This window comes from Bacillus sp. TH30, assembly GCF_016650875.1.
Taxonomy (GTDB): Bacteria; Bacillota; Bacilli; order Bacillales; family Bacillaceae_G; genus Bacillus_A; species Bacillus_A mycoides.
Genome location: NZ_JAEKEY010000002.1, coordinates 2,806,751 through 2,820,853, shown reverse-complemented (window position 1 = coordinate 2,820,853; position 14,103 = coordinate 2,806,751). Strand labels below are relative to the sequence as shown.

Genomic DNA, 14,103 nt, shown 5'->3' with positions numbered 1-14,103 from the left:
ATTTATGAAGGCATATCGCTTTCCGCTTATTTTATTATCTTCTATCCTAATTGGTGGTTTCATTGGTTATTTCATGGGTGCCGATGCAGTTGCTTTAAAGCCGCTTGGTGACATTTTCTTAAACTTAATGTTTACGATTGTTGTACCGTTAGTGTTCTTTAGCATCGCGTCATCTATTGCTAATATGGATGGATTAAAACGTTTCGGTAAAATTATGTCTAGTATGGCTGGAACTTTCTTATTTACAAGTATTTTAGCTGCTATTTTTATGATTATTATCGTGAAAGTATTCCCGCCAGCACAAGGTGTTGTATTAGAACTAACGCAGCCTGATAAAGCTGAAAAAGCAGTTAGTGTTGCTGATCAAATTGTTGGTATCATAACAGTATCAGACTTTTCAAAGTTACTATCTCGCGAGAACATGCTAGCTCTTATTTTCTTCTCTATCTTAATGGGGGTTGCAACTTCAGCAGTTGGTGAAAAAGGGAAACCATTCGCTACATTCCTACAAGCTGGTGCAGAAATTTCAATGAAAGTCGTATCTTTCATTATGTACTACGCTCCAATCGGACTAGCTGCCTACTTCGCAGCATTAGTTGGTGAATTCGGACCACAACTTCTTGGAACTTACTTCCGAGCAGCAATGGTATACTATCCAGCTTCTCTTATTTACTTCTTTGTATTCTTTACATTCTATGCGTACCTTGCAGGTCGCAAACAAGGTGTACAAGTATTTTGGAAGAACATGGTCTCTCCTACAGTTACATCACTTGCAACTTGTAGTAGTGCCGCAAGTATTCCAGCGAACTTAGAAGCAACGAAGAAAATGGGTATTTCTTCTGACGTTCGTGAAACAGTTGTCCTTCTTGGATCTACACTTCATAAAGACGGATCTGTTTTAGGCGGGGTATTAAAAATTGCTTTCTTATTCGGTATTTTCAACATGGAATTCGAAGGACCGAAAACATTAGCAATTGCACTTGTTGTTTCTCTATTAGTAGGAACAGTAATGGGTGCTATTCCGGGCGGAGGTATGATTGGTGAAATGTTAATCGTTTCTCTATACGGATTCCCACCAGAAGCATTGCCAATTATCGCAGCAATTAGTACAATCATCGATCCTCCTGCAACAGTGTTAAACGTAACAGGAGATAACGCTTGTGCCGTAATGACAGCTCGCCTTGTAGAAGGTAAAAACTGGATCAAAAATAAATTTGCTTAATATATAGAAAGAGGATACTCGGTGGAGCATCCTCTTTTTTGTTGTTATTTGTCGAAACGTCGATATAATCCCATCCCGCCACAATTTTGTTATAATCTTCACAAATATTCCACATCCATTATCCATTCTCCGTACTATAATCATGTATGGAAAAGGAGATGGATACAATGACTCAAAGCGCACCAGAATTCAAAGTTTTGCAAAGCATTGCATTTCTTGCTGTCGTTTTGCAAAGTTCCTTATTATATACAATGAATCAAGGAAATGTCTTACTCGAGCAATCCCTCATTATGGGCATGCTATTTAATCTTGCAAAATTTTCAGCACCTGCATTCATATTTATCGTCGGCTTCCATTTAATTCGGCTATATACGAAGCAACTCGTTTACAGAGAATATATTTATGAAAAAGCCGCACATTTACTCATTCCTTATTTCTTCTGGTCTATTCTTTACTTATTAACAACAAACGATGTCATTACACTACAAGGCGGAATAAAAAGTTTATTACTCGGAACAGCTGCACCTCATCTTTGGTACGTTATTATGATGTTCCAAATTCACTTATTGTTCCCGTTACTATGCACACTATTTTATTGGTTTCAAAAACGAACAGAAAATAAAAAAGACATATATAAATATATGACCATTTTCGCTTGTCTATATTTCTTCTTAATGTGGTACTCTTCTCACTACATTTTTAATGGAGAGAAACTGACTAGTTCAACTATTTTACATTATACAGATCGTTCCTTCTTCTTCTACTCATTCTATTTCGTCATGGGAGGAATAGCTGCTGTAGCATTAAAAACTTGGCGTATATTTGTCATGAAACATATTCCGCTTATAACAATAATATTTTTCATCTTATTTTTATTCATCAATTATGAGTTATTTAGTTTTTACGGCGCCAATTCTATTCATTTAACGGTTTCTACTTATTTAAAACCGTCCATGTTTTTATATATTGTTTGTGAAATTATGATACTGTACGTGTTATCTATTACAATTGTACAGCGACGTGGTTTCTTATATAAAGCTTTACGTTTTATCGGGAATTACACGTATGGCGCTTATTTAGCTCATTTTTTCTTCTTGCAACTATGTACAAAATTTCTTTCCTTATTCGCATTGCAAGAAAACACAATATTATATAGCCTATTATTATTTATATTAACGACCACAATCTCTATTTCAGCAATGGTCATTGGCAGCATACTACCATTTCATACGTGGATTACAGGGCCTTCCCCTACGACAAATATGAAATGGGCGAAGATTGCCATTCGGAAAAATCATGAAAAAGTATTTAAACCATATATTTGATATAATAAAGTGAAACTTTAATCAGTGGAGGGGTTCTTCATCCCCCACTGATTATCAGCCCTCACCAATCGGGCATTTACGGGCAGCCCGATCCCCACCTAACTTCTTTTCTTTTGCTGAATTTTGAGGTAGGGGTCTTACTGCCCGTTAATGCGGGATAGTATTTCATATAAGAAAAGAAAGTAGGACACACCTATGATTAATCAAATTGGGCAAATTATGTTATATGTAAATAACCAAGATGAATCAGTACAATTTTGGACAGAAACAGTAGGATTCCAAATCGTTGCGGAAGAAAATAACGGTCAAGGATTTCGCTGGATTGAAATTGCGCCGGCAAAAGAAGCTGGAACAAGCATCGTCCTTCACGATAAGGCGTTAATTGCGAAGATGCAACCTGAATTAAACTTAAATACCCCTTCACTTATGTTCTTCTCTAATAACTTAGATCAACTGTATAAAGATCTTTCTGAGAAAAATGTTACAGTTGGACAAGTTGTAGATTTACCTACAGGTAGAGCATTCAACTTTGCTGATAATGAAAATAATTACTTTGCGGTAATGGAAAAGAAATAAGAAAAAGCTATCCGAAAAGGTCGTAATAAAACCTTTTATCCGGATAGCTTCTTTATATTATGAAACTTGCTCTGCATTCGTTTCCTTATGCTGTATATGACTCGTAACCCATGTGATTCCACCAGCAACAACGAGATAGCATAATAAAATTAAAATCTGCATTCGTAATTGCGACCAATCTCCTAAAGAGATAACATCTTGTAATCCTCTAAGAGAATGAGACATTGGGAGAAACTGTCCAATTTTGCTAAGCACAGCTATATTTAACTCTCCTGGGAAAGTACCTCCGCTCGTCGCTAATTGAAGAACGAGAAGCGTTACCGCTGCGAACTTCCCAACAAGACCAAATACCGTTACTAACATAAGAATAAATGTCATGAACGTAAAGGAAATAACAATACTTGATAAAACAAAGAGTGATACACTTGCAACTTCTAATTTCATAACTCCTAACACTACCACATCCACAAGTAATGCTTGAATAAGTCCAATTAAATATACCAATCCTAGTTTATTAATAAAATGTACTGTTCCGCTTACCTTCATATTTTGTCTACGGCCAAGAGGTAAAATATTCGATGCCATAATTCCACCAACATAAAATGCCAGTGATAAAAAGTATGGTGCAATACCTGAACCGTAGTTAGGCACATCAGAAACTGTCGACTTCACTAATTGAACCGGCTCTGAGAACATCGTATTGCGTGCATCATCATTGCGAACATCCGCTATCTTCTCTGCGCCCTCTCCCAATTTCGTAGAAAGTTCTTTCGTACCATTGTCAAGTTTAACAAGTCCGTTCGTTAACTTATCAGCACCATGATTCAGCTCTGTTCCGCCACTCGCAAGGTGATTTACACCTTCTTGTAATGATGTAAATCCATTTCCCCACTTCGTAAATCCATCAGCTAAATTCGAAGTACCATCTGCTATCTTTTTCGTTCCAGCGGTAGCTTCGTTTAACTTAACTCCGAATGTATTCATGCCTTCCTCAATCTTATGCTGACCATCAGTAAGCTTCCGCGCACCTTGTGTCAATTGTTGTTGGCTATTATTTAAAGTGTTTGTTGCTTTAGCTAATCCGTTAGAAGTAGCAATGATCTTTTGAAAAGCAGGATCTTGCTGCACTTCTGGATGACTTTTCACGTACTCTTCTAATTGTTGTTTTACACTATTTGCTGCATTGTCCGCTTTCACTTGCCCTTCAGCAAGTTTCTCACTTCCGTTCACCCATTCATTTGTACCAGCACTTAATTCACTAACTCCTGATTGTAAAGACTTCTTACCCTGTGCTAGCAGCTCCATACCATTATGAAGTGATGTCGCTCCTTGACTAAGCTCATTTGCACCGACACTTAAGGCAGATTGGCTAGAAGCAAGTTTTTCACTTCCCTCTTTCACTTTTGATGTCCCGTCACTTAAACGATGAATACCATCTGCAAGCTGATTTGCCCCATTTTTTGCATCCGTCGTTCCTTCATGTAACTTCTCAGCGCCATTACTTGCATCACTCAACCCTTGTGCCAAATCTTGAAACTTTGAAAAGACACCTTCTGTATAAGATTTCGTAATACTATTTGAGATTTTTGTTTTCATATTTTCAACAGCTGTCGTTCCAATTTGAGCTGCTACAAAGTTTTTACCTGGATTTACTTTATACTGCAATTGTGCCGGCTCTGGTTTCTCATCCATTAGTGTACTTACCTTTTTAGAGAACTCCTCCGGAATCGTAACCACCATATAATACTTATCTTCTTTTAGCCCTTCATCAGCATCTTTTTCTGATACGAAATGAAACGCCAATTCCTTATTCTCTTTTAAATTTTTAACAAAATCGTCTCCAGCCTGGATTGTTTTTTCATCCATCACAGCACCCTTATCTAAATTAACAACTGCAACAGGTAATTTATCTAATTTTCCGTACGGATCCCAATATCCAGCTAAGAAGAATCCTGAATAAATTAAAGGAACGATTAATAAAAAAATTAAAGCGATACGTCCATGTTTATGGTTCCACATCGCCTTCCAATCTTTAAATATAAGTTGAATTCCCTTCATGAAACATACTCCTTCTCCTAATTTAACACCCTTCGAATGGTTTAACAGATTTACTATACACGTCACTTTCCATACTGTATAATACATCTTTAATTATCAATTCATTCCTTTTGGTCTATAGAAAGGAGATTCGAAGTGGAACTTCTTCAATTAAAATACTTTCAGACAGTCGCACGACTAGAACATATGACAAAAGCAGCTGAAGAATTGCATATCGCGCAGCCTTCACTCAGTAAAACAATCGCTAGACTAGAAAAGGACTTAGGCGTCCCCTTATTTGATCGCCAAGGTCGACAGATTACATTAAACTCTTTCGGCAAAGTATTTTTAAAACGAGTAGAACGCATTTTTCATGAATTAAGTGAAGGGGAACGCGAAATTAAAGATTTAGCTGAATTACAACAAGGCTCTATTACACTTGCAGTTTCTATTCCAAGAATATTACCCGAGCTACTCGGTTCTTTTTTACTAGAACATCCTAACGTTCGATTCCAACAATTTCTCGCATCTACTCCTTCTATGAAGCGGCAACTAGATAATATGGAAATTGATTTTTGTATCTCCTCTGTACCAATTGAAGGCGATGAAATGGTTTGGGAACCACTTATCACAGAAGAAATTTTCTTAGCTGTTCCTTCAGGACATCGGTTATCAAACCGCGAAAGTATCTATTTGCATGAAGTAAAAGACGAATCGTTTATTAGTATGAACACTGGTTACGGATTTCGGCACTTAACAGATGAATTTTGTAAAAAAGCTGGTTTCACTCCACATATCGCTTTTGAAGTAGATGAACCAACCGTGATTAGCGATCTCATTAAGCAAGGTCTTGGCATCGCCTTTGTCCCAAGTTTAACTTTATTAAAAAACTCTACTTTAGCATCAAATAAGTTACGTATTATTGAACCTAATTGCGAACGAACTATCGGCTTAAGTTGGTCGAAGAAGCGCTATTTATCAAACACCGCCCAGCAATTTCGTGAATTCGTGATTGATTACTTCTCCAATATTAGGGCATAAAATTATATCGCTTTACAAACAAGTAAGGACACAAATAAAAGGTACCATCCCCATAGGGTGGCACCTTCTATTTTTTACTCTTATCCAATTCCATTTCCGCTAAAAGCGGCAATACGTTATCGAAAATATGTGTATTATTATTCTCACCTGTTACATATCCACCATAATATCTACTAAATACATTATCATTTCGGAATGTATTCATCCGCTCATACAATTCCTTCGCAAACTTTGTATCACCTGTTTGTAGTACGTACAAAATTGTTAATCCGTAAGATGCTGGTGATTCATAGTTCACAGCTTGTTTTCCCGTTTCTAAGTTATAACGACCATATAACTTTTCGTCTTCGCGAAATTTCTTCTTTATAAATTCCAAATAAGCGTCTGATGAAAGACCGCCTAAACTACGATGATAAGCAACGTATGATTGATCAATAAGATTCACTTCTTTATCGTACGTAAATGTCCCATCATCTTTATACTCTTTCGGGAATGCCCAGCCCTGCCTTGGATAATCCGCTAAAAACTGAACAACTTCCTGATACTGCTGTGCAGAAATTTTTCCATACTTTTTCATATAAGAGAATGCATGCGGATTTATGTAAGATGTTGTTGCAAAGTTATTTTGTTTTCCTGTATCTGCATCGTAATAATCAACGTAATAATTATCTTTTTTATTATAACGAAGTACAGAATCACTCAATTGATCTGCAAGGTTTTTATAGCGATCTTCCTTGTACATTTCATAAGCACGATATAATTGTTCTATAATACGAAGATCATCGATAAGTGCATTAGTAGCTGACTGCATTTCTCCCTTTTCAGAGATTTTCCATATAACGATGCGATCCTTGTGTACAAAGTTATTTTGAATAACCTTCACTTGTTCATCAAATAAAGCTTGATCATCTTTATCAAGTGTATATTGTAGCCATAACCCTGCAGATTCTGATAAAGCTTCACGACCCTTCGCTTCACCCTTACCTGCCTTTGTATCCTCTAAGCGATACGTTGCAAGTGTTCCATTTTCATTCACCATATGTCGTAAAATAAAATGCTCGGTACGATTTCCTTGTAAAGCTGACCAAAATACAACTCCACCTAAAGCGATTAAGAGAATAACCCCAATCCCTATATATAAACGTTTTCGCAAGCTTTTCACCTCCTTTTAAGGCTAACCTTAATTTTACCAGAACATACGCAAATATAAAAAAGACAATCCTTTAGATTGTCTCTCTCACCTTATCCTTCGCAAGCCTCTTTAGAAGGTCTATATAGCGATTCCACAAGTCGATCATATTCACGACGCGTAATTTCTTTATTATACAACTTTAATAATAAATCTCTATGCTCTCTTGAAAATGCCATCTTTTTAATGACTTCAGGATACATAAAACACCCTCTCCATTTCACATAAACTTCTTCATCCCAGAAACAGAACTTACGTTCGCATAAAAGATTATAAAAGATTCAGCCCTAAAAAACAAATAAAATATTACCAAATATCAATTTCTTTCTTTTTAGAATATTTAAATATCGCATTACCGTACTCATTTTTTAAATACATATATGTTTTTGGTAGTTTTTTGAATAAATTTTCCAATTCAATCAGAAAATAATGGCAAAAAGAAGAGGAGTATACATATGGATACCGTAACATTAGCAAGGGCATTTTTTGGTTCTTCATTAGCATTCCACATTATCTTTGCAACGCTTGGAGTCGGGCTTTCTTTAATGATTTTTATAAGTGAAATACTCTATCACTGGAAGAAAGATTCCGACTATGCCATTATGGCAAAAAGATGGACAAAGGCTTTTGCTATCCTTCTCGGTGTAGCAATTCCAACTGGAACAATTGTTGGTGTACAAATTTCACTTCTTTGGCCTGGTTTCGCCAAAATTGTTGGGCAAGTTATTTCCGTTCCGTTTCAAATTGAGATTTTCGCCTTCTTTTTAGAGGCTTTATTCATGTCTATTTACGTATATGCGGCTGATAAACTACCTCCAGTTATGAGATTAATCTCGCTATTTTTCGTTATGATTGGCGCCACTGCATCTGCCGTGCTTATTACATCGGCAAACACATGGATGAATACACCTGCGGGCTTTTCAATGAATCCAGATGGCTCAGTTTTTAACGTTGATCCGTGGAAAGCTTTCTTTAATCCGAGCTTTGGCACAAGTGCATTCCACGTCGTTATTACGGCCTATACAACTGGAGCAGCTGTTATTGCTTCTATCGCTGGATTTAAATTATTAAAGAAAAATTTAAGTGCTCGTGAAATTGCTTACCATAAAAAAGGATTACTGTTAGGGCTTGTCGTTACATTTATCACAGGTGCTACGATGTGGCTTTCAGGACACGAATCTGCTATTGCCTTACATAAACATTCACCTGAAAAACTAGCATCTGCTGAAGCTTTGTTTGAAACGACATCACACGCGCCTTTATCGATTGGCGGGGTTGTGGACCCTAACACACTTGAACTAAACTATGCCCTTGAAATTCCGAACATGCTTAGCTTATTAGTGGGACTAGACCCTAACACCGTTGTAAAAGGGCTAAATGAATTCCCGCAAGAAACGTGGCCACCATTTTACACACATACACTATTCAACTTAATGGTCGGCACTGCTGCCTTTACCTTTGCAGTTGCAGCTATTGCCCTCTTATATTGGTACTTTGTTTACCGAAAAAAAGGAGTAGAGTTACCGAAGTGGCTTCTTTGGGGAGCTGCCGCCTGTGGACCCGTTATGTTGCTCGGTATTGAATTCGGATGGATTTTTAGTTGTAGTGGTCGTCAGCCATGGACAATTTATGGCATGCAACGCACGGTAGATGCTTCTACGCGCGCTGATTTCGTCGGTCCTTTATTTGTTTTATTCATCATTTTATATATCGGACTCGGTATTTTAACAGTCTTTGTACTACGGACATTCTTTAAGAAACATCCGTTAAAGAATGATTTACATCACGAAGGAGGCGATTCTCGTGCATGAGGAAAGCATTGCAATCATCATCTTATGGGCTCTTATTTTCGTATATAGCATACTAGGGTCTATTGATTTTGGAGCTGGTTTTTGGGGCATGGTATACGCTAAACACCCGACGCTTGCTGCCAAGCTTGCTAATCGGTACTTATCACCAACTTGGGAAGTAACAAATACGTTTCTTGTCTTTGTCGTCGTTGCTTTTCTCGGTTTCTTCCCAAAAGCGGCCTTTACCCTTGCAACCGTTATGTTTGTACCAGTTATGTTAATTTTAGTACTCGTTGCGATTCGTAGTACATTTATGGTATTTGCTTACTCCCTGCCAAAATACCAACACCTTCTTCGGATTATTTCAGGTATTACCGGGCTCTTAATCCCTGCTCTATTAATTACCGTTCTGCCAGTTACAGAAGGTGCCTATATTACGATGTCTGAAGGAAAAGAAGTACTCCTTTACGGAAAACTTCTTTCTAGTCCCGTTATTTATTGTTATATGCTCTTCGGACTAACTTCGGAACTATTTCTATCATCTCTCTTTCTTGCTGATTTTGCTAGGGAACAAGGTTCTGAAGATACGTACCGAATTTATAGAAGAAATGCCATCATACTTGGTCCTGCAACGCTCGTGACTGCTATTATCGCTCTCGTTGTAATGGACCCTGAAACACACTGGCTTATGCAAGGACTAATAAAGCAATTCCCATGGTTTACAGTCTCTATCATTTTATTTGTTATCGGATACTCTTCCCTTTGGTGGACAAATAAGAAATATGGCACACTAGGCTTTCCTCGCATTGCAGTTTTAGCTGTCGTCGCTCAATATGCATTTGCAAGCTACGCTTACGGCGTCGCCCATTTACCTTATATCATTTACCCGGACGTAACTGTATTTACAAGCTTTACGACGGTCGAAACATTCTATGCACTTCTTATTCTTTACGCAATCGGGATTGCAATTTTACTACCAGGATTTATTTTCTTCTGGAATTTATTCTTAAAAGATCGAACATTTTTAAAGGAAAAATAGTAAATTAGGGGCATTCACACATAGAATGCCCCTAATTTATTAGACTCCTCTCCTAATAGTTATTACACTACTCCTTATACTTGCCTTATTGCTCAAAATACACATATTCACTAGATTAAGGTAGATGCCTAGTTCTTCTTATTTTCTTTTGAATATAATGCTATATAAACTTGAGACAAGCTACATTTGTTCAAGGGAAAATAGAAAGGTAGGTTAAATATGAGCATTGAAATATGGATTACTATTATTGTATTCTTCTTAACGATGATTGTTATCTTTTGGCGACCTCGCGGTTTAAATGAGGCGTGGCCGGCAGCAGTCGGCGCCGGCATTATCCTCATTACTGGACTTGTATCAAAACCAGACGTCATAGACATTATAAGTAAAATTGGAGGCGCCTCCATAACGATATTAGCGACCATCGTTATGGCAGTTATATTAGAAAGCTTCGGCTTCTTCCACTGGTCCGCAGCAAAACTCGCAAATTTAGCGAAAGGTTCCGGACACCGCCTATACTGGTACATTCAATTACTATGTTTTCTTATGACTCTTTTATTTAATAATGACGGTAGTATTTTAATTACAACTCCAATTTTAATCCTTCTTCTGAAAAATCTTCAATTAAAACCTCATCAACAAATCCCTTATTTATTAAGTGGCGCTCTAATTGCCACTGCATCTAGTGCACCAATCGGTGTAAGTAATATCGTAAACTTAATCGCATTAAACATCGTCCATATGACTCTTTATATGCATACTGCTATGATGTTTGTACCTGCAACACTAGGACTACTGTTTATGTCATGGCTTATGTATACAGTTTTAAAGAAAAAGCTACCAGAAAGATTACCTGTTTCTTCATATGATATTGAAGAAATTTTCTTCACGAAAAACTTCCATCCGTTAAAAGGACAAAATTCTGTTAATACGAAACAAAAACGTACGAAATTCATGTTAAAAGTATTAGGCTTCGTCTTCCTTATGCGCTGTCTTCTATTCGTTGCATCCTTCTTATCGATTCCAATCGAAATTGTTGCCGTACTCGGTTCACTCGTTCTTCTCATCTGGAGATGGTACTACTTACGAACAAACCCAGTCGATATTTTGAAAAAGACACCGTGGCACATTTTAATTTTCGCCTTCTCTATGTACGTAATTATTTACGGGCTTCATAACGCAGGATTAACAGCGGCGCTTGTCCATTGGCTCGAACCAGTTGTAAGTCAGCATCTACTCTATGCCAGCTTTGCAATGGGCGGACTCGTTTCCCTCCTCTCTAACGTCTTCAATAACCACCCTGCACTTATGATTGGTACAATCACATTAACAGAAATGGGACTAGATCCAGTCACATTAAAAACGATCTACCTCGCAAATATCATCGGTAGTGACATCGGTTCACTATTATTACCAATCGGTACACTAGCTTCCCTCATTTGGATGTATATCTTAAGACAAAACAAAATTAAAGTGAAATGGAAAGATTATTTAAGCGTATCTCTCATCGTAATCCCACTCACAACAGTCGTCACATTATTCCTCTTATACTACTGGGTACAATTATTCTTCGCCTTATAAAGTGAAACTTTAATCAGTGGGGGATTGTTCATCCCCCACTGATTATTAGCCCGCACCAATCGGGCGTTTACGGGCAGTTTATCTCCCACCTAACTTCCTTGCTCCAGCCGAATGTTGAGGTGGGAGTTTTACTGCCCACAAATAGCGGGATAGACGACAGAAGCCCCCTTTGCTACCGTCTTAGCAAAGGGGGCTTCTTCTATATTTAAGTTAGGTACAATGTGATCAATCAAGTAAAGAGGTGTAACGTGTTATTGATATAAGTGACTACCAGTTTCTTTGAATTCTACCGCTTTCTCTTTCATTCCTTTTTCAATTGCTTCTGTCGTTTCTAAGTCATTTTCTTTCGCATATTCACGAATATCATGTGAAATTCTCATACTACAAAACTTTGGGCCACACATTGAACAGAAATGCGCTGTTTTCGCCCCTTCTGCTGGCAACGTTTCATCATGGTACTCCATCGCGCGTTCAGGATCTAAAGATAAATTAAATTGGTCGCGCCAACGGAATTCAAATCGTGCTTTTGAAAGTGCATCATCACGCTGATGAGCCGTTTTATGCCCTTTCGCAAGATCGGCTGCATGCGCAGCGATTTTGTACGTAATAACCCCTTCGCGAACATCATCTTTGTTCGGTAAACCTAAATGTTCTTTCGGGGTTACATAACAAAGCATCGCCGTTCCAAACCAGCCGATCATCGCAGCACCAATCGCTGAAGTAATATGATCATAACCTGGTGCAATATCTGTCGTTAACGGCCCAAGTGTATAGAACGGCGCACCCTGACAAATATCAAGTTCTTTCTCCATATTTTCTTTAATTAAATGCATCGGTACATGCCCAGGTCCTTCAATCATAACTTGCACATCATGTTTCCAAGCGATTTTTGTTAATTCACCAAGTGTCTCAAGCTCAGAAAACTGCGCTTCGTCATTTGCATCTGCAATAGAACCTGGACGTAATCCATCTCCAAGAGAAAACGAAACATCGTACTGCTTCATAATTTCACAAATCTCTTCAAAGTGAGTATATAGGAAGTTTTCTTTATGATGGAATAAACACCACTGCGCCATAATCGAACCACCGCGCGAAACAATACCTGTCATACGCTTTGCAGTAATTGGAATGTAACGAAGTAATACACCAGCGTGAATCGTGAAGTAATCAACGCCTTGCTCCGCCTGCTCAATTAACGTATCACGATATACTTCCCACGTTAAATCTTCTGCAATTCCGTTTACTTTTTCAAGCGCTTGATAAATTGGCACAGTTCCAACTGGTACCGGAGCATTACGAATAATCCACTCACGTGTTGTATGAATGTTTTTACCTGTAGATAAATCCATAATCGTATCTGCACCCCAGCGAGTCGCCCACGTCATCTTCTCTACTTCTTCTGCAATAGAAGACGATACAGCAGAGTTTCCGATATTTGCATTTACCTTCACGTGAAAATTACGTCCAATTATCATCGGTTCCGCTTCAGGATGGTTAATGTTCGCCGGCAAAATCGCACGACCTTCTGCAATCTCCTTACGAACAAATTCAGGCTCTACCCCTTCACGAATCGCAACATATTCCATCTCAGACGTAATAATGCCATTACGCGCATAATGCATTTGCGAAACATTTGCACCTTGCTTCGCTCTAAGCGGCTTACGATCCATTTGCGGGAAAACAGGTGTATGTTTTGAAGCCACTTTCACACCGTCATCCTCAGGTTTAATTTCGCGTCCTTCATAAGCTTCCACATCACCACGCCCCAAGGTCCAAGAGTGGCGCGGCGTTGGAATCCCTTTTTCCAGCTCCACTTTATACTCTGGATCTGTATAAGGTCCACTCGTATCATACACATGGATTGGCGGATTTTGAACACCGTTCGTATCGCTTTGTTCAATCTCGCGCATTGGTACTTTCATACCTTCACGTGTTCCATCCACATACACTTTCTTACTTCCTGGTAAACTCGATTTCAATTCAATTTGCTCAGCTGAAACAGACTGTTTCATAACCTTTGTTGCCCCCCTGTTCGTGACAAGGACGAGATATGGCCAGCGCATGCCAAAATAAAAAGAGCCAGGTCCATAAAAGAATAAGGACCTGGCTCATAAAGACATCATTATGTAAAGCCGTTAACTTCCCTACGCTGGTACGAGCCAGATCAGGTCCAAAGGGTTAAGAAGTTCACACGCTTCTCTCTCAGCCTACGCATACGTTAGGCACCCCTAGTTTATCACTGATTTAATTTTCAATACTTTCCAAGTATACACGTTAATCTGAAAAATGCAAAGGTTATTTCTTTT

The 14,103-nt window shown here is 38.2% G+C and carries 11 protein-coding genes and 1 riboswitch; of the genes, 7 read left to right on the top strand and 4 right to left on the bottom strand.

Translation table 11 applies throughout. The annotated features are described in order from the left end of the window. The first annotated feature begins 4 nt into the window (after positions 1–4). The 3 genes from JFU20_RS16500 (at position 5) to JFU20_RS16490 (ending at position 3,123) form a co-directional block, all read left to right on the top strand. Positions 5–1,222, top strand: coding sequence for a dicarboxylate/amino acid:cation symporter (locus JFU20_RS16500; protein WP_002016167.1), 1,218 nt, complete (start codon positions 5–7; stop codon positions 1,220–1,222). A 167-nt stretch (positions 1,223–1,389) separates the two neighbouring features. Then, positions 1,390–2,547: an acyltransferase gene (locus tag JFU20_RS16495; protein ID WP_201038755.1), complete on the top strand. Its 1,158-nt coding sequence runs from the start codon at positions 1,390–1,392 to the stop codon at positions 2,545–2,547. 195 nt (positions 2,548–2,742) lie between these two features. After that, entirely contained in the window at positions 2,743–3,123 is a 381-nt protein-coding gene (locus JFU20_RS16490) for a VOC family protein (RefSeq protein ID WP_000609851.1), read from the top strand. 57 nt (positions 3,124–3,180) lie between these two features. Here JFU20_RS16490 and JFU20_RS16485 read toward each other — a convergent pair whose 3' ends face one another. Next, positions 3,181–5,181: a YhgE/Pip domain-containing protein gene (locus JFU20_RS16485; RefSeq protein WP_201038754.1), complete on the bottom strand. Its 2,001-nt coding sequence runs from the start codon at positions 5,179–5,181 to the stop codon at positions 3,181–3,183. Between the two features lie 135 nt (positions 5,182–5,316). Between JFU20_RS16485 and JFU20_RS16480 the strand changes: the two genes are divergently transcribed. After that, complete coding sequence (locus tag JFU20_RS16480; RefSeq protein WP_002016170.1) at positions 5,317–6,201, top strand: LysR family transcriptional regulator; 885 nt, start codon at positions 5,317–5,319, stop codon at positions 6,199–6,201. 67 nt (positions 6,202–6,268) lie between these two features. Here the strand turns inward: JFU20_RS16480 and JFU20_RS16475 are convergent, their stop codons facing one another. Further along, a complete protein-coding gene (locus JFU20_RS16475; RefSeq protein ID WP_033716003.1) occupies positions 6,269–7,354 on the bottom strand; it encodes a hypothetical protein in 1,086 nt (361 codons plus the stop codon). Between the two features lie 89 nt (positions 7,355–7,443). Continuing rightward, positions 7,444–7,593: a hypothetical protein gene (locus JFU20_RS16470; protein ID WP_002016173.1), complete on the bottom strand. Its 150-nt coding sequence runs from the start codon at positions 7,591–7,593 to the stop codon at positions 7,444–7,446. Positions 7,594–7,845: 252 nt separating this feature from the next. Here JFU20_RS16470 and cydA point away from each other — a divergent pair, with 252 nt between their 5' ends. The 3 genes from cydA (at position 7,846) to JFU20_RS16455 (ending at position 11,797) form a co-directional block, all read left to right on the top strand. Continuing rightward, positions 7,846–9,201, top strand: coding sequence for a cytochrome ubiquinol oxidase subunit I (gene cydA, locus JFU20_RS16465; RefSeq protein WP_002016174.1), 1,356 nt, complete (start codon positions 7,846–7,848; stop codon positions 9,199–9,201). Beyond that, entirely contained in the window at positions 9,194–10,219 is a 1,026-nt protein-coding gene (locus JFU20_RS16460; RefSeq protein ID WP_002089640.1) for a cytochrome d ubiquinol oxidase subunit II, read from the top strand. The genes cydA and JFU20_RS16460 overlap by 8 nt, the downstream gene beginning before the upstream one ends. A gap of 219 nt (positions 10,220–10,438) precedes the next feature. Then, a complete protein-coding gene (locus JFU20_RS16455) occupies positions 10,439–11,797 on the top strand; it encodes an arsenic transporter (protein WP_002016177.1) in 1,359 nt (452 codons plus the stop codon). A gap of 251 nt (positions 11,798–12,048) precedes the next feature. Here the strand turns inward: JFU20_RS16455 and thiC are convergent, their stop codons facing one another. After that, positions 12,049–13,809 carry a phosphomethylpyrimidine synthase ThiC gene (gene thiC, locus JFU20_RS16450; protein ID WP_201038753.1) on the bottom strand — a complete coding sequence of 587 codons (1,761 nt, stop codon included), beginning with the start codon at positions 13,807–13,809 and terminating at the stop codon, positions 12,049–12,051. A gap of 112 nt (positions 13,810–13,921) precedes the next feature. After that, positions 13,922–14,037: riboswitch (TPP riboswitch) on the bottom strand. Positions 14,038–14,103 lie beyond the last annotated feature (66 nt).